We start from the raw sequence: 17,857 nt of genomic DNA on the forward strand, positions 1-17,857 counted from the left end.
TACTTGGTGGTCGACGATTGACTCTAACCAAGTATTGTTGTATCCGAGCCAGATGACAGAGATACCGCCGTACGTCCGTCTTATCGGCGGCGCACCATGGAGCAGCGCCGGTCGGCGCCGGTGGACGAGCTGGGTTCATTAATGTGGGCGGGTCCGCTCTGTGAGACGTCGAAGGATCCGCTCGCTCTGCCGGGTGCTGGGGTGGTCGGGGCCGAGAACCCGTCGCTGCCGGGTCACTGTGTCCTTGAGTAACTCCTGTGCTGACTGGTTCTCGCCGGCGGTGGCCAGATCGAGAGCTAGGTTGTTCGCTGAATTGAGGGTCTCGGGGTGGTCATGTCCGAGGACTCGCCGCCGACGTGCCAAGGTGTCCTCGGCCAGTGCTCTTGCCTCCGTGTGCTGGCCCAGTTCCGAACGGCGGATGGCGAGGTTGGCGGCCGAGCCTAGAGTGGCCGGATGGTCGTCTCCCAGCAGCCGTCTTTGACGTGCCCAGGTCTCCTCGGTGAGGTCTCGGGCGGCCTCCAGGTCGCCGAGTCTGGCCAGCCAGATGGCGAGGTTGGAGGCTGTGGAAAGGGTCTCTGGGTGATCGGCTCCGAGGACTCGTCGCCGGCGCTCGAGCGTGTCTTCTCCCAGCTCGCGGGCCGCTTGGTGGTCGCCTAGCGCGGCGAGATCCTTGGCGAGGTTGTTCGCCGAGGCGAGGGTGACAGGGTGGTCGTCGCCCAGGGTTTGGCGGCGGCGCGTCCAGGTGTCTTCGTCGAGGCTCCGGGCCGTCCTGTGGTCGCCAAGGTCGGAAAGCGTGGCGGCGAGGTTGTGTGCGGCGCCGAGTGTGTCGGGGTGGTCATCGCCGTGGAGTCGCCGCATGCGAGCCACGACGTCTTCGTTCAGCTTCCGGGCTGCGGGGTAGTCACCAAGCTTGGACAGCCGGTTGGCGAGGTTGTTGGTGGAGGCGAGGGTGTCGGGATGCTCGTCACCGAACAGTCGCTGACGGCGCGCCAACGTGTCCTCGTCGAGTTCACGGGCGGCCTGTAGCTCGCCAAGCGCGTCGAGGACGGCGGCGAGAGCGGTGGCCGCGGCGAGGCTGTCGGGATGATCCGGACCGAGGGCGGTACGCCACCGACTCTGAGCGGGCTCCAGCAGGGGGCGTGCGGCGTGACTCTGGCCGGAGTGGACCAGATACCAGCAGGTGTAGATCAGCAGCCAGCGGAACCTATCCGGTTCGGGAGGACATTCCGTGGCGGAGAGGCGCTCAGCCGCTGCGGCGACGTGTGGCGTCAACGTCGCGTAGGCCGGCCAGGCTGCGGGGTCGCCCGCGTCGCCTTGCACGACGGTGCCGAGCAGGTTCAGGGCGGCCGCGAAGACATCGTGTGCCTGCTCGGCAGGTACATGGGCACGTAGCAGGGCCTGCACGAGCTGGTGGATCCGCAGCGCGGCGCCGGTGCGGCGGGCGAGGGCGAAACGGCTGATCGCGGCCACCGCGGTGTGGGTTGTCAGCGCGTCTGCGACGAGCAATGCGCCTGGCACTGGGGTGACGTTGCTCAGGGGTCTGGCGGCGAGCGGGATCGGCTCGGACGCGAGGAAGGCAAGCACTCTCAGGAGAGCCGCGGCGAGCGGCTGCTCGGCGGCCAGCCGCGTGTATGCGGCTGAGACCGTCGCGGCTAGGCCCGGATGGTGAGGAGTGTCCTGGGCGAGGAGCGACCGCGGCTGGTCGGCGAGAACCTGCAGGTAGGTGACGGTGTCCATGCCGGTGGTGGCGAGGAAAGCGCCGGCCTGATCGATGGCCAGCGGAAGGTTCCCCAACGCCTCGGCGAGCTGGTGCGCGTCGTGCTCAGGGAGTTCGGGGACGTGGCGGTGGAGCAACTGGATCGACTCCTCACGGGCGAACTCGCCGACCCCGAGCACGTCTGCGACCACCCGACGCAGTCCCTCGTCGCGGCAGGTCACGATCAGCCGACCTGAGGTGGGCGGCAGCAGGGCCGCGAGGGCAGCCGGGTCAGCGGCGTTGTCATAGACAAGGAGCCAATCCTGACGGCGGCCGAGCTCCGCCCGCGCTGCCGCGGCGCGGTTAGCGAGGTCGCCCGCGCCGATCCCGAGTACGGTGGCGAGCGCGGCAAGCCCACTGGTCAGGGCGGTCGAGGTCTCGGCGTCGACCCACCACACCAAACCGAAGTCGCCGGCGTACCGCCAGACGTATTCGACGGCCAGCTGGGTCTTGCCGACACCGCCGAACCCCTGTAACGCCGTCATCGCTACTGGCCCGGCGGCCAGCCGGTCGTGCAGCTCGGCGAGCAGACCCTCGCGACCGGTGAAAAACAGGTTCCGCGCGGGCACCGGACCCCATACCGGTGGCAACCGGCCAGGGAACACTACCGTCGGTGCCGTGGCCGCATCGCCCGTGGTAGACGACGTCGTCCGGCTCGGGAACGGAACCATGGTGCCCGTCGGCGGGTGGCGTGGCGTGGCCAGCTGTTTCAACAGCCGCGCCTTGGCCGCGGTCTCGTCGAGATCCGTCAGGTCGATACTGAGTAGCGGCTTCAGTAGCGGCGGGTACTCGTCCGGCGTGCAGCGTCGAACAAGTACCGGGACGAGCGCGCCTTCCAGCTCCTGCTGCTGCCGGATAAAGGCGGCGTCGAACTGCGCCGAGGTCGCGCTGTGTGCGAAGTAGTCCGGGCTGGCCAGCACCAATACCCGCCCGGCCCGCCGTAGTGCTCGGTTCGCCGCCGTGACGACGCTCGTGCCTGCAGTCCAGTCCCACATGTCCAACTCGACGCTGTACCCAGCGTTCTCGAGCGTCGCAGCGACCCACTCCGCCCAGTCCGAGTCCGGCCCCGCGTGAGAGACAAAGAAGTCAACCCGATCAGCTATTTCTCCAGGCGATGGCCTGCCGCTGCCTGCCACTGGAGCGCCCGGACCGAAGTTCACCTCTACAGCCTGCCAGATGACGCTCGCCAAGATCCCGGCCCCGCCGTCTGGTTTCAGCCGGGCCCGCAGGCGGCGTCTTAGCTTGATCTTTAACCTTCTCGCTGTTCGGGGGCGGTCATGGCCAGTTCCCGCTTGCCGGTCAGGCCCACGTCATGGTGGGGCGCCGGTCTGCGGTTGCGCGTGCCAGGTGGGCGGCCGGGGGCCGGGTCTGGTGGGTTCGGCACGTTGGCGGGCAGGGGCATGGTCGCGCGGATGTTCCGGAATCCTCGCCGGATCCGGGCAAGTGCGAGTCGGCCTGGTGGGACGGGTTTTCCCAGGGGCGGCGCAGGTCCTTGGCCAGGGATCGGGCGAGGCGGAGCTGGGCGTGGGTGGCGACCAGCAGCCAGGTCCAGCGGTCTGCGGTCTGTTGGCCGCGGATCTTCGGGCGGGTCCAGCCCAGGGGCTGCTTGAACATACGGAAGGTGTGTTCAAGATCGAATCGTCGCGGGAACGCCTGCCACCAGAGATCCACCCGACATCGGTGGCCGAGCACTACAGTCAGCGGGCAGGCGCTCGTCGAGGACCTGCGGGTAGGCCGGAGCCCGGTCGGTGGTCACCTCGACTGGTCAGCGGCCGTGCGACAGCGCGGCGGTGAAAAACCGACGAGCAGCGACACCAGGTCCCGTTCCTCAGAGGCGAGCACGTCAATGACCTGTCCGAAGTGGTCGATCGCACGGTACAGGCAGCACCACCTGCCCGCGATCTTGACGTGCGTCTCGTCCGCAAACCATCTATTGCCCGGGCTGTGGCGACACGGCCTGGCGGCATCGATCAGCAGCGGTGTGTACCGGCGGACCCTCCGGTAGATCCTGGCGTGGTCGATGTGGAGGCCGCGCTCGGCGAGCAGTTCCTCGACGTCGCAGTAGGCCAGGACGCACTCCGACGTTGTGGGTGTGAAATGGGTGCGGAAGCGCGAGCAGAAGCCGTCACGCACCGACACCAGACGTCAGAGGCGGACCGTGAAAACCCTTGCGACTGCTGACACCACGGCATCAACCGGTCCGCCCTGACACCGAACGACAGTAACTCTCCGTGACTCTTAATCCTCAAGCCGTGGGTTCGAGCCCCACCTACCCCACCACGCTACGTAGCTATCCTCTGACCTCGGTCAATAAGTTTGATCTATCGGTTGGGTTGTCTGAAGGTCGTCGAAACGGGCAGGTAGACGGTCTGATCGTCTGGTTCGTACGGAAAGATGGTCCTCACTCGACGGCCCTCGGGTGACTGCTGTGAGTGACATCTGGCTTCGCACGGCAACGGGCGCGGCGTCGGGCCATCCCCATGCGGGACGGATTCGTCAGAGGCCGACCGTCGTGATGTAGGTATGACGCAGATCGACGAGCAGTCAACCCGGCCCACCGAGTGGCCCATGGCAGAGGACCTCGTGGGTGACGACCGTGAGCTCACTGGGGCCGACGCGCTGGCCTGACGCGAGCGGTCGGGCGAAATGTCGGACCCCTCGGGCATACTTCGGGATCACGTCGTGAGCATGGTCGCGGCGGGGCTCGTGCCATGTGGAGGCGGCGGAAGCGTGTCTCGAAGCAAGACGGTCGTCCGCCAGACCCTCATCGGTGAGGCGGGCATCGCGCTGATCCACAAGCGCGTGACCGAGATGGGTTACCTCTTCCATCCGCGTCGAGTCGACCATGGCATCGACGGCCATATCGATCTTGTCGATCCGGGTAGCGGGGCGGTCCTAAACCTTGTGTTGCTGGTCCAGAGCAAGGCCAGCGGCTTGCCGTACTCGTATGAGACCGAGACCAGCTTCCAGTACACGTGTTCTGAGGCCGACCTAAACTACTGGCTCAGCGGCAACGCGCCGGTTCTCCTGGTCTTGTCTCACCCGGACAGCGAGCAGGCGTGGTGGGTCGATGTCAGGGCCGAGTTCTCCGATGCCCGCCGCCGCGCCGAGCGCAGCGTCGTCGTCGATAAGCAGCGACAGGTCTTCGACGCCTCGGCCGCCAGCCATCTGCTGCGGATGGCGATGCCGAGGGACTCGGGTCTGTTCCTGACCTCGCCGCCGAAGAAGGAAACCCTGACCAGCAACCTGCTGCCCATCGTGACCATGCCGCCGGTCATCTATGTGGCACCTTCGGCGGCTACCACCTACCCAGCCGCCGGAGAACTTCTCGCCGGCCGGCAGGGCGCCGTCGGCGGCTGGATGCTGAGAGACGGCATGGTCATCAGCTTCACAGATCTGGCCGAGGAGCCGCTGAACTCGCTGCGCGCTGGCGACGTCGAGCTGCACGAGACGACCGAGTGGGCATCGAGCGACGAGCTCGACACCCAGTACCGGTTCATGGACCTGCTCGCCCGCGCCCTGGCCGCCGACCACCGCGGCGATCTGCGCTGGCACAACGACCGCAAGCACCTGCACTTCCGCGCCACCGCAGACCTCGGGCCTCGCCGCGAAGGCAAGGCGGACGGACGCCGGGGCCACACAGTCTTCGGGCCCCACTCCTCGAAGACGGATCCGGATGCGATCGGCTTCTACCGGCACGCCGCGCTGATGACACGGTTCCGCCGCTTCGACGGCAGATGGCACTGCCAGCTCAGCCCGGACTACTGCTTCACGAGTGACGGGTGGACGGAGCACCGGCACGCCGACGCCCTGCTGGCCGGGATCAAGCGACTGGACCGCCACGCCGCTGTAGCCGGCTGGACACGGACCTGGGCGACCTACCTCACCCGGCCCGCGGACCTGTTCGCCGCCGAGAGAGCTCTTGGCTTCGGTGCGTTGGCGACCTTCGAGGTCGACCGCGGCATCGATGACCGACTATGGGGGCCAGCGCCAGCGCAGACCGCAGCCGAAGACCCTGAAGGCTCAGCCACCACCGCGGCGGTCGACGCGGGGCTCGCGGCGGCCGGCGTCGACGCAGCGGACCTCCTCGCGCTCGACGACGACGGGCCAGACGACGACGCACCACCCCCGAAGGTGGACACGCGGCCCAAGACCCGACGCCGAACCGGGCCACGGGGCGCGCGGACTGGAAAGCGGGCATGATGCGCGTCGAGGTCTTGGACGAACCGCAGCTGGAGTTCGGCGGCGGCAGCGGCCACATCGATCCACGCTTCGGCCTGACCGCCTACGGTCCGGCCGACCTCGGCACTCCGGACGCCCCCGCCGCGATCCGCATCGGCATGGTCGGTCCCGCCGACCAACTCGACGGACTACGCCGATGGCTCGAACGCTGCCGCGAGCCGATCGGAGCCAAAGACGAGCGGTACCCCCACTTGTTCCCGCCATTTCCCGGAAACGACATCGACCGGGGCCTCTACAGCACACTCGTCTTCTCCGACCGCAATACCCGCCAGATTCCCGACCGCGCCCTGCGTCCGCTGGAGAAGCTCTCCCGGCCCGAGGCGATCCGCCACGCCGTGCACCTGTACGGCGAAGAACTCACAGCGCTGGCCGAAGAGAACCGAGTCGATCTCATGGTCGTCGCGCGGCCCGACCAACTGCAAGACACCCGTACCCGCCGCCAAATGCGCGGCGCCCGACGCGCACGAGGGCCAAAGGCCACCAGTACGACCACCAGCTTCGAGAACTTTCATGATCTACTCAAGGCTCGGATGCTGCACGTGCGACAACCGCTCCAGATCGTGCGTCGCAGCACGTGGGACGAAGCAACCCCGCCACCGCCCGGCCGCGGTCGACAGGACGAAGCAAGCAGGGCCTGGAACCTCCACATCGCCATGTACTACAAGGCCGGCGGCGTGCCGTGGCGGCTACGCCGCCTGTCCACGGACCTGACCACCTGCTTCGTCGGCATCTCCTTCTACCGTGCCAACACGGGAACCAGCCTCGACACCGCAGTCGCGCACGTCTTCAACGAACGCGGCGACGGCGTCATCGTGCGCGGCGGCGCCGCCCACATCAGCAAGGAAGACAACCAGCCACACCTGGCCGCCGACGACGCCCACACCCTCCTCCAGGCCGCGCTCGACACCTACCGCCGCGAACACCACACCCTGCCGGCCAGAGTCGTGATCCACAAGTCTTCCCGGTTCATAGCCGCCGAGATCGACGGATTCGACACGGCCGCCGAAGCACGCGACCTCGCCGCGCTGGACCTCATCTGGATCACAGACAGCGAAGACGCCACCCTCTTCCGCCCAGGGGCCGCACCGCCACTACGAGGCACCCTTCTCACGCTCAGCCCCACCGAACACGCCCTCTACACCGGCGGCAGCATCGAGTTCTACTCCACCTACCCCGGCATGTACGTACCGCATCCCATCGGCTTCCGCCCAGTCCGCCCCACCCGTAGCCCTCGCGAGCTCGCCCTCGAACTGCTGGCGCTAAGCAAGATGAACTGGAACCAGGCACGCCTCGATGGCCGCTACCCGATCACCCTGCACACAGCGGACAAAGTCAAGCGCGTCCTGCGATTCTGCGACCAGAGCCAAGCCATCGCCACGAGATACGCCCAGTACATGTAGACAATGCCAGCTCGCAGACTCACACCTCCGCAGCGTATTCTCCTGCGGTATCCGAGACGCCGCTGCGATCCTGACCGTCGTTCGAGCATCGACGGCTGCCGCGGCATGATTCTCGCGTGGCCATGATGACACGTTTCATATTTCCTGTTACCACATGCTTATAACCAACAATCTCTTTGGTCGTGTAATACAGGTCCAGAGTTGGCGTCGACCGGTCGAGATAAGGATCCCGGCGACAGACAACGCTTTTATGTTCGGTCGCACACCTGGGTGGGAGGTCCGCGCATTCGGTGGAAGCGATGACAGAGTTGCCGATCAAACAACCCACCTATACACCGGGACCCGTTTTGCCCAAGCCATATCCCGGCTGGACGCACGGTTACTGCGATTGCTTTGGATGTCGAACTGCCAGAGGCTAGACCTCCTGCGCATGTGTCCAACGCGTCCCGCGATGCACCGGACCAGCTCAACGTATATGCGGCCGCGCTACACGAGTAGGTCCGCGCACGCTTGGACGACATGCTCCGGGACCGCATCGAACTCGCGCGGGTTCAGCTGCATCACGTACTCATTCTCGATGTGGTACGACTCGTTGACGAACTTCTTGAAGGCGGCATCGCCTCCAGGGGCGTCGGGGTCAAGCACCGAGGCGATGCGGAAGATCTGGACCTTCTCGTAGCCCACGTTCGTGTACTCGAACTTGACCTTCAGGACCCCCCGGTCTTTAAGCTGCGCCAGGAGCGCGTCGTAGTCAAAGCCGGGAATGACCTCCTGGATCTCGGCAATCGCTTGCTCGCGCTCCTCCTCGCCAAGGGGAATGAACCCCCCCTTCTCGCCCTTGGAGCTGGGCTCATCCCGAACGTGGAGAAGGCTTGAGAGAACGTGGTATTCCGCCCCACGCTCGCCGTGGACCTCGTAGCGACGGCGAAGGTAGATGCACTTGATTACCGGGTCGGCTGATGAACCGATGTTCTCGTCGCAGACCTGAGAGAACGTCATGATGTCGGCAGGCTTGATAGGCTTCTCCTCCACCCGCCCCTCCCGGCTCTGGAGAAAATGGACGGCGGGGGTCGCCGCCTGGAACTGCCCCGACGTCGCCGTTCGGACGATGTCGATGGCGGGCTCGATGTCATGGGTCAGGAGCAGCGTGGTGAATCCCCGGAGGCTTTGCTTGCCATGAAAGAGCTTGTGGAGGATGGCGAATTTCTTCGTCTTGTCGAAACTCGACACGGGATCATCGAGGACGACGAGGTCAGGCGCGTCGCGGCGGACCTGATGCATGAACAGAACGAGCGCAAAGGCGTTACGTTCGCCGAAGCTCAGATGACTGGCGGCAGCCTCCAGGTGGCCCGGAGCATCCTGGTGTTCAAGGACCATCCGATAGGAGTCGCCGCTGGACTCGATCCGCACCGCGTACTTGTAGCCGGCGGACCGGAGGTACTCGTTGATCTCGTCCTGGTTCCGCTCGATCGACTTCGCCACCTGCGTCTTCTGGATGCCCACGCGCCTCTTAATGTCGTTGATCCGCAGCGCGACACGATCAAGCTCCGCGTTCATCCCTCCCACGACATGCTGTGTGTCCTCGGAATTGAGCGCGTCCAGAAGTTCCAGTTCGATCTTCAGACTCCCCAGCGCCTTGTCCACGTCGGGCTCATCGCGGAGGGACACGAACGAGAGCTCCTTAAGTGCGGTGAACTTGTTCAGAAGCGTCTCGACTTGACCTCGCAAGCTCGCCAGGAATTGGTGTTGCTCCGGGGAAATCTCCTCCAGGCTCGTCGTGATCTTCCGCAGTTGCTCAAGGCGCTCGGGCACGAAGGAGTCCGCCAGCTTGTCGATAACGAGACGCAGCGCGCCCATGTTCTTGACCGCGGCGGACTCGTACTCCTCAGATACGTGGACGGCGGTCTTCTTGTCCATGTTGGGGATCGAGCAGAAGGGGCAGTTGTCCGATAGCTCGAGGTAGCTCTTACCCTTCGATTGCCACGACAGCCATCCCGCCGGGTCGTCGCTATGGAGGAACTTCTCGAAGCCCAAGAGGGGCTTCGGGATCGCGGCGAGCTTCCCGCCCATGCCGAGTGCCCTGAACCCCTTGCTGGTCTTCGCGATCCCGCCGGACTTGGTGATGGTGAAGGCGTTGCGTAGCTCGGTGAAGCTGGCGATCACATCATCAAGCGCCTCGTTCTCCAGGAACACCTTCTTCAGGTCCTCGAAGATGGCCTCAAGCTCCTCGATACCCGCTTGATACTCGGGCGTCTTAATGAAGATCTCGAAACTGTTCTTGACCACCTCGTCGGGTTGGAAGACGAACTGGGATACGTAGTGCTCATCGAAGACGAGGACGTTCTTGATCTCGTCGGCACCCACCACCGTCGGCGTCTTCCCGCTGCCGCCATGGCGGTACTTGAACGGAAGTAGGTCTTGGAGGGCATACCCGCCCCGGGCGTTGAGAACGAGCGCACGGGCGATGGTGCTCTTCCCGATGCCGTTGGGCCCGTACTTGATGTTGAGCGACTCGCGCCGGAGAGTGATCTGCGCTTCGGTGATGCTGTTGCAGTCCTTGATCGTGATGGCGTAGTCGCTGGACCTCGCGGGCAGCTGCTGCGGAGGGGTGTCGGCTGCCTTGACCATGATCGCGCCACTATCTCACAGCCCGCGCATCGCGCGACAGAGGCCCGGCCAAGCCCGCACGTAGGCGCAACTCGGCGACGCCGACCTGACCCCGCCCGGGTCTAACACGGCCTCCGCAACGTCTTGGCCTGGCCCAGCAGGCTCGCCCTCGACAGCTCGTGCGCAGCCAGGAACCAGGCCAGGCACGGCGCGGATTGCTTTAAAACGACCGAACACCGAGCGCGGGTTCGCGCCTCGCGTACCAGACTTATGCCGGAGGGTGTGGTGGTTTTATGGCCACACGTAGTGCACCTGCGGCGTCTCGAAATGGCTGTCGCCGTCGTATGCCCCGCACCGTCGGCACTCGAAGGATCCGCTCCACTTGAAGAAGTACCACCCATGGCAGCGCTTGCAGTGACCAAGCTCGATGTCGTTCTCGTCGCCGACTGCCGCCTCGAAGGCCAGAAGGCCCGGCGGCCCGGCGGCCCGGGGACGGAGACAAACGGACCGGGAAGCTTCGCGGCAGGCCACAGTGGCGCCGGGGCGCGGCCGATGACCACCAGGTCCCACGGCTGCCACCATCGGTCGCAGCACGTCTTACCGAGGAGTTCTCGCCGACCGCCTGGGCAGTCCGGCCAATGCGCCGCCAGGGCGCCCAGCTCGCGAGACTTCTCGATCCGCTCGTCGTGGGGGCCCTTGACCTCCAGCCACGTCCGGATCGCTGGCAGGTAGAAGTCGGGCCAGTGCCTACTCCCAGAGGGAAGGAGAACGCGCTGTGGTTCGTAGAGCCATTCGATATCCAGAGCGTCGAGCGTTTTGGCCCACCCCACCTCAAGGCGTGAAGCGAATCTCACGCCACGGTAGACCGCTGGTATCGCGCCGATCTCCTGAGACACTCGCTGGCTCCTCCCGAGAGCGCGCCCCGAGTCTAGATCGTGCCGGTCGCGACGGCGGTCGCACGTCGGGCGATCGATGCCGTGGCTGGCGGCCCGCTCGGTGTCTTCGCTTGGGATGATGCGCATCGGCCGCGTATCAGGGGGGTGGCGGGTGGGCGGGCTGTCGGAGGAGGAGATCGACGAGTTCGCGTTGCTGTTCGCCGAGCTACCGGCGGCACGGCAGGTGCTGGAGGGCGCGGGGCTCTCCCGGAAGGATCTTCCGGGGTGGAGTGTGACGACCGCGGCCGAGTTCTGGCGTGAGGTGTCCGTGCGGCTGGCGGGTGGGGCTGTGCCCGAGGGCCGGCGGCGAGTGTGCGCGGCAGCATTGAAGACCTTCCCGCGAAACGAGGTGTTCGCCGCGGGGGCAGGAGCGGGGCGGGTTCGGGTCGTGGCGTCGTGGGAGGTCGAGCGCGCGGCGTGGCCGTTGCCGGATCCCTTCGTGGAGCGAGCGACGACGGTCAGCGAGGTCCGGGATCTGCTGACGGCCGCCGGGGCTGGGCCTGTGGGCGTGGTCGGCATGGGTGGTGCGGGCAAGTCGACGATCGCCCGCGCGCTGCTTCACGACGATCAGGTCCGCGACCGGTTCCCGGGCGGTGTGGTCTGGGTCGAGGTGAATGCCGGCCGGGATGTGACCGCGGTGCAGGCGCGGGTACTGGCTGCATTCGGGGATCCACGGCCGGTCCTGGAAATCGCGGACGGCCGGGAGCGGCTGCGTGCGCTTCTGGCGGGGGCGATGTGTCTCATCGTCCTGGATGACGTGTGGGGACCGGCCGTGGTGGACGGGTTTCCCCGGCTCGCTGGTGTCCGGCTGCTGGTTACTTCCCGCAGCGGCCGAGTCCTGCCCACGGCCACGCCGATCTGTTCGGTCGGGCCGGTCGACGAGCCGACTGCTCGGCAACTGCTCGCTGCCTACGCCGGACAGGTCGTGCCGAATCTGCCAGGGCCGCTGAGGGTGCTGGAGCGGTGTGCCGGGCTGGCGGTAGCGCTTGCGATCGCCGGCGGGTTGGTCCGCGAGTCGTGGGACTTCGACGAGATCGCTGAGGCGTTCGACCGGGCGGACCTGGCCGAGCTGACGGCACGGTTTCCGGGCTATCCGTATCCGCACTTGCTCGCCGTCCTCGACGCTGGGCTGCGGCTGCTGCCCGCGGAGGCAGCTCCGCGGCTATGCGAGCTGGCGGTGTTCAAGGGGCGAGGGCCGGTCCCCATTCCGGTGCTGCTCGAGCTGTGGGCGATCACCGGGGCGCTCGACCGCAAGGCGGCCCGAGCGGTGCTTCGTCTACTCGACGGGGCCTCGTTGCTCCGGATCCATCCTGAGACGCGCACGGTCACGGTTCACGATCTGGTGTTCGACTTCGCCCGCGGGAGCCTGTCCTCAGGCGAGGTCCCTCGTCGGCACGCCACGCTCGCCGGCCGCTTCCTCGACCGCTGGGGCGGGCTAGCGAACGGGCTTCCCGAACTCCCCGCAGCGGGCCAGCGAGATGCCACTGACCGTTACGCCCTGACCTGGCTAATCGACCATCTTCTTGCCGCCGACGATCCGGACACGGTCGACGCGGTCTTGGCTATCGAGCGGCATACACAGGTTGGCCGGTCGGAAAGCGTCTGGTACACGGCCCACGACGAGGAGGGCAGCCTCGGGGATTACCTGGCCGGGGTCCGCGCCGCACGCCATCACGCGGAGACCCGCGACCACCCTGGCTCACCGCTCGCTCTGGGCCGCCAGGCCACGTACGCGCTACTGCTCGGGTCGATCGCCAGTCGAGTCGGGGACGTCCCCCGAGAGCTCCTCATCCGCCTTGTAGAGACCGGAGTGTGGCCCGCGACCCGAGCCTTCGCATACGCCGTCGCCGTGCCGGACCTGACCGTCCGGGCGCTGACCTTGTACGAGCTCGCGGCGCATGTGACGGACGACCAGGAGCGTGCGGCGATGCTCGCGGAAGCCGTTGCCGCCGCGACCGCGATCGATGACGCGTTCTACCGTGGGCACACGTTGAGCCTGATCGCGCCGCGGATCCCCACAGGGCTGCTCGGCGAGGCGCTACGCGCTGCCACCGCCATCGAGCGGTCTGGATCCCGGGCGAAAGCCTTGGCCGGGCTGGCGCCGTATCTCCCTGAAGGTCTGCTCGCCGAGGCGCTGACCACAGCTTCCGCCATCGACGATCCGTATTGGCGGGCAGGCGCCCTGAATGGACTGATCAAACATCTGCCCGCAGAACAACGCGGGGTGGTCCTCTCCGAGGCGATCGCCGCCGCGACTGCCGTCGCCTCGCCGGAGGACCGGGGACGGGCGTTGGTCGAGCTCGCGGAACACCTGTCCGCTGAATGCGATCGCCCCGTCCTCGCCGAGGCGCTCGCGGCAGCCGCCGCGATCCGTGATTCGTATGGCAGGGGACGTGTGTTGGCCCGGCTGGCAGCGCATCTACCTGCCGACGTGCTCAGCGCAGCGCTGGCCGCGGCCGGGACCATCGACGACCCAGAGGGCCGGGCGGAGGCGCTGATCGGGCTGGCGGCGTATCTACCGGGCGATCTCCTCGCCGAGGCGCTGGCCGCGGCGACCGCCATCGACCGGCCAGAACCCCGGGCGCAAGCGCTCGCGGCTCTGGCTGCGCATCTGCCCGAGGCACAACGCGGGCCAACCCTCGCCGAGGGGCTGCGGGCCGTCCTCGATACCTCCGACCTGCGCAATCGGGTGAAAGCGTTGACCGCGCTGGCGCCGGCTCTGCCAGCCGATCTGCTCGCTGAGGCGCTGGCCGCGGCGAGCGCCATCGACCGGCCAGAACCCCGGGCACGGGCGCTCGCGGCTCTGGCTGCCCATCTACCCGAGGCACAACGCAGATCGGTCCTCGCCGAGGCCGTGGCCTCGGCGAGGACTGTCGAGCAACCCGGCGCTCGAGCCGACACGTTGATCCTCCTGGTTGAGCAGCTGCCCGCAGCGCAGCGTGGAACGGCTGCTGGCGAGGCGCTGGCCGCGGCGACTGCCATCGACCGGCGGGCTTCCCGCTCCCGCGCCCTGGCGGCCCTGACCGTGCACCTTCCTGCGGAACAGCAAGCCACGGTCCTCGCCGCTGCGCTGGATGCGGCGACAGCCATCGACACGCCTGACAGTCGATTCGAGGCGGCGACCCAGCTGGCGGCACACCTACCCCCCGAGCAGCGCGCAGCGGTCCTCACCCACGCACTCGACGCCCTCACCGCCGTCGACGATCAGTACAAACGCGCAGATTGGTTGAGCAGGCTCGCTGCGGATCTGCCCGAGCGTCTGCTCGCCGACGCGCTGTCCGCCGCGGAGGCCGTCGACCTGCCGGGCGCCCGATCTCGGGCGCTGGCTGGGCTCGTGGAGAGGCTGCCCGGTGAACAACGCACGCCCGTGTTCCGAAAGGCGCTGACTGCCGCCGCAGCCATAGAGTTTTGGCCCGATCAGGGACACGTGCTAGCCAGGCTAGCGATCCAGCTACCAGACAGCCTGCTTCCCACCGCGCTGGCCGCCGCAATGCGCATCAGCTATCCAGACGCTCGGGCAGAGGCGCTGACCGCGCTCGCGGCACGACTTCCTCCAGCGGAGCAAGGGGAAGTTCTCGCCAAGGCGCTGATGGCTGCGAACGCCATCGACTATGCCGGTTCACGGGCAGGCGCATTGATCCAGCTCGCCGGACTCCTACCCGTCGCACAACGCGAAACGGCCGTCGCAGAAGCGCTGGTTGAGGCAAAGACCGTCGACCATCTTGCGACCCGGGCCGAAACGCTGGCCCGACTGACGGTGCACCTTCCCGCCGACCAACATGAGGCCGTCCTGGCCGACGCACTGGCCGCCGCGACCGCCATCGACAAACCCACGATCCGGGCCAGGACCCTCGCCGGACTAGTACCGCACCTTCCCCCTGACCAGCAAAGAACCGCCCTCAGCGCGGCGCTGGCCGCCGTAACCACCGTCGAAGAGACGAGCGCCAGGGCGGACGCGTTGACCGGTCTGGCGAAACTCCTACCAGCTGACCTTCTCGCCGAGGCGCTGGCCACCGCATCTAGCATCGTTGATCCACACCCACGGATGCGGGCGTTGACCGGCCTTGCAACCTTCCTGCCAGCTGAACTGCTTGCCAAGGCGGTGGCGGCTGTGCCCGACACCGACCAGTCAGTCGCCCGCGCGGGCGCACTGACGGCGCTCGCCGCGCGTCTTCCCACTGGCCAGCAACGAACGGTCCTCGCCGAGGCGCTGGCCGCCGCGACCGACATCGATACCCAGCACATCAAGGCTCAGGCATTGGCCGACCTGGCAGCGCTCCTTCCGGCCGATCTACTCGCCAAGGCACTGACCGCCGCGGCTGCCATCCGTCGACCCGGAGCCCGCGCGGAGGCGTTGACCGGCCTGGTCGCCCACCTCTCCCACGAGCGGCAGGGACCCGTTCTCGCAGAAGCGCTCGCCTCGGCCTCGACAGCGGGACGGAAGGCCGTGCTCGACGTCATCCTCGTGGCGCTTCGCCTGGAGGGCGTGCCGAAGCTAGCTGGCGCCACGATCGGCGAATCGTTGCTGCGGGTCTGGCATTGGTGGCCCTGACGCCTTTCACGCAGGTCGCACGCCGCGGTGCGAAGCGGGGTGGTCGGCGACGTCCCTGCGGCCCGCTGCTAGCTGGTCGGCGGTGGCTTCCTGCGCGCAGGCCGGTTCGTCGCCGACGCCGCCACTGGCTCACGTCGGTGCTTGGGAAGTCCTTTTCCCAATGCCAGAGCGACATTCGTGCCTGCGCGGTAGCGTCTTGGCGATCAGTGAGTAAGGCTCCGCTTCGGAGAGTCCCAAGCGGTTGGCGGCGTGGGATCCTGCGCGAATGGAGGGCGTGGTCATGGCGGCTGAGACAGATGAGCTGGTCGTGGCGGTCGAGGAATTGGCCGTGGTCCGGGACCGTGGTGAGGCGGTAGCGCACTCCGACGGAGCGGTGGGCGACAGCGGCGAGAACCGGGACGGCTGAGACCGGCTCGCCGGCGGAGCGTGTGCGCGACGCTGATCGGCGCATCATCCTCGGGCTGTACCGGTCTGACCATGGCCGTGGGCTGCTCGGAAGGGCGTTGACGGCCGGGATCCGCGCGATCGACACGGCGAGCAACTATCGGGACTTCGCTGCCCACCGGACCTTGGCGTCCGAAACGGCTGATCTTCTCGGTGAGTTCACGGTCTCCACCAAGGTGGGCTTCTTCCCCGCGGCCGGCGGCGTCGAGCATTCCCTCGATCCGCGGCGGCTTCGGCAGGCGATCATGACGGCGCCGGGCGAGCTCGGCCGGGTGCCCGACGTGGTTCTGCTGCACAGCCCGGAACGGTCGCTTGACGGCGCGGATCTGGCGGCCGACCACGACCGGTTTATCGCGGCGTGCGCCGTCCTCGCCGACGCCGCTGCAGAAGGTCTGTGCGGGTCGTGGGGCGTCTCCTGCTGGGACAGCCGGCCGCTCGCCCGGCTCCTGCTCGTTACCGCCGAGGGACGTGGCGCGATCCCACGGCCTGACGTGCTGATGGTGCGCTCAGGACTGGCCGTCGGCGCCGACGCCTTGGAAGCGGCGGAGAAGGCCATGGCACTGCTCGGGGTGCCGCCGGCCGGGCGATGGGGCATGAGCCCGTTCGCCGGGGACGCCGCTCATCCCGCCTGGCAGCGGATCAGTCCCGGGGCGTTCCTGCGGCCCGGCCAGCAGACCGACGTCATGCCAGCAATCTTCCGACTGGCCTTCGAGCTGCCCCAGGTCGCCCGCGTCGCTGTCGGCTCGACCAGCGGCGAGCATCTGCGCGATCTGTCGGCGGCCGTTGACCTGGAGGTCGAGGGCGAGCAGGTCGCGCGCTATCGGCGGCTTCTCGCCGCGCGAGCTTCTCTCACGTCTCCAGCGTCTTGAGGAGTTCGTCGACCAGCGCGCGCGCCGGGTCGAGGAGCGGACCGGAGTAGTCGGCGGGGGCGCTGACGATGTCCGCGCACAGGAACAGCGTGACGATCCGGCCGGTGCGGCTGTTCAGCTCGGCGGCGAACGCGTCGCGAACCCGTTCGGCCAGCGCAGGGACGGCGAGCGAGTTGACGAGCAGATTGGCGGCGTCGAGGCCGGCCGGGGCCAGGCCCCAGTCCTCCCAGTCGAGCAGCACACACGCCGGCGCGGTCAGGTTCGCCCAGTTCAGGTCGGCATGCGCCGGTGCCCACCGGTCGACCGTCGTCTCGAGGTGGTCGCCGAAGACCCGGCCGATCGTCGCGCTGACCCGCGCCTGGCTCATCGGCACAGTGTGCAGAGTCGCGACCCGGGTCGTGACGGCGCCGGCGAGCGCCGCAAGCGACCGGCCCAGCGTCGACCACCAGGCATCATCGAGGCTTGGCGCATCGGTGAGGATCCCGCCCGGCTTGACCGGGCCGGCCGCGACGTAGCTCGTCTCGTCCGCCCGCCACAGCAAACCTGTCTCGGGCTCGGCCCAGGAGACGCCCTGGTACCAGGCTGGCATCGCGACGCCTCGTAGCACGGCGGCGGTCTCCGTCCCGTTCCAGCCCTGCCCCGACACCTTCGACGGCGGCCGTGCCTCGACCCGGACCCACGTGTGCGCGTCGCTGGGCAGCCCGATCGAACGTCGCTTGCGCACCGCCGCGCCACGGTCCAACCGCACTCCCAGGGACCGCTCGACCCGCGCCAAGACCTCGTCATGAGATCCCGACCTGAGATCGACCCTCGGCATCTGAGACACGGCTTACGCCCATCCTTCGGCAACCAACGACACCTACACCCATGATCGTAGGACCCTCGACGGACGCGATCTTCCGGCATTGAGCCGATCGATCTCCATTGCACCGGCGGATCAGTCCGCGCTGTGACAGCCAGGCTCAGTGTCAGCGACGACACGGCCAGTCAGACCGCCTGCGACATCTGATTTTCGCCGCGCCTCGCGGGCGCCGCTGGGGCAGTGGAGGCGC

8 protein-coding genes and 2 pseudogenes are annotated in these 17,857 nt (G+C 67.6%); 5 read left to right on the forward strand and 5 right to left on the reverse strand.

The features are described from left to right. Positions 1-138: 138 nt before the first annotated feature. The 3 genes and pseudogenes from fxsT to QOZ89_RS41635 form a co-directional block, all read right to left on the reverse strand. Positions 139-2,916, reverse strand: a complete 2,778-nt coding sequence (gene fxsT, locus QOZ89_RS41625; protein WP_312629681.1) for an FxSxx-COOH system tetratricopeptide repeat protein — start codon at positions 2,914-2,916, stop codon at positions 139-141. An 89-nt stretch (positions 2,917-3,005) separates the two neighbouring features. Next, positions 3,006-3,427, reverse strand: a pseudogene (locus tag QOZ89_RS41630) (NF041680 family putative transposase); the annotation flags it as partial. A 22-nt stretch (positions 3,428-3,449) separates the two neighbouring features. Beyond that, positions 3,450-3,826, reverse strand: a pseudogene (locus tag QOZ89_RS41635) (DDE-type integrase/transposase/recombinase); the annotation flags it as partial. A gap of 660 nt (positions 3,827-4,486) precedes the next feature. Here QOZ89_RS41635 and QOZ89_RS41640 point away from each other — a divergent pair. Together QOZ89_RS41640 and QOZ89_RS41645 are read left to right on the forward strand one after the other, a co-directional pair. Then, the gene (locus QOZ89_RS41640) at positions 4,487-5,959 is read left to right on the forward strand and encodes a DUF4365 domain-containing protein (protein ID WP_312629683.1); all 1,473 of its coding nucleotides are present in this window, start codon (positions 4,487-4,489) and stop codon (positions 5,957-5,959) included. Further along, a complete protein-coding gene (locus QOZ89_RS41645) occupies positions 5,956-7,398 on the forward strand; it encodes an argonaute/piwi family protein (RefSeq protein WP_312629685.1) in 1,443 nt (480 codons plus the stop codon). The genes QOZ89_RS41640 and QOZ89_RS41645 overlap by 4 nt, the downstream gene beginning before the upstream one ends. Positions 7,399-7,884: 486 nt before the next feature. Here the strand turns inward: QOZ89_RS41645 and QOZ89_RS41650 are convergent, their stop codons facing one another. Then, on the reverse strand, positions 7,885-10,026 hold the full coding sequence (locus tag QOZ89_RS41650) for an AAA family ATPase (protein ID WP_312629687.1): 2,142 nt from the start codon (positions 10,024-10,026) through the stop codon (positions 7,885-7,887). 1,026 nt (positions 10,027-11,052) lie between these two features. Here QOZ89_RS41650 and QOZ89_RS41655 point away from each other — a divergent pair. The 3 genes from QOZ89_RS41655 (at position 11,053) to QOZ89_RS41665 (ending at position 16,805) form a co-directional block, all read left to right on the forward strand. Next, positions 11,053-15,492, forward strand: coding sequence for an NB-ARC domain-containing protein (locus QOZ89_RS41655; RefSeq protein WP_312629689.1), 4,440 nt, complete (start codon positions 11,053-11,055; stop codon positions 15,490-15,492). Positions 15,493-15,772: 280 nt separating this feature from the next. Further along, a complete protein-coding gene (locus tag QOZ89_RS41660) occupies positions 15,773-15,898 on the forward strand; it encodes a hypothetical protein (protein WP_312629691.1) in 126 nt (41 codons plus the stop codon). A 22-nt stretch (positions 15,899-15,920) separates the two neighbouring features. Further along, a complete protein-coding gene (locus QOZ89_RS41665; protein ID WP_312629693.1) occupies positions 15,921-16,805 on the forward strand; it encodes an aldo/keto reductase in 885 nt (294 codons plus the stop codon). On the opposite strand, the gene QOZ89_RS41670 is transcribed toward QOZ89_RS41665, so the two are convergent. Beyond that, complete coding sequence (locus tag QOZ89_RS41670) at positions 16,786-17,553, reverse strand: hypothetical protein (RefSeq protein WP_397428948.1); 768 nt, start codon at positions 17,551-17,553, stop codon at positions 16,786-16,788. The genes QOZ89_RS41665 and QOZ89_RS41670 overlap by 20 nt on opposite strands. Between the last annotated feature and the right edge of the window lie 304 nt (positions 17,554-17,857).

The organism is Pseudofrankia coriaricola, assembly GCF_032027725.1.
Classification (GTDB): Bacteria; Actinomycetota; Actinomycetes; order Frankiales; family Frankiaceae; genus Pseudofrankia.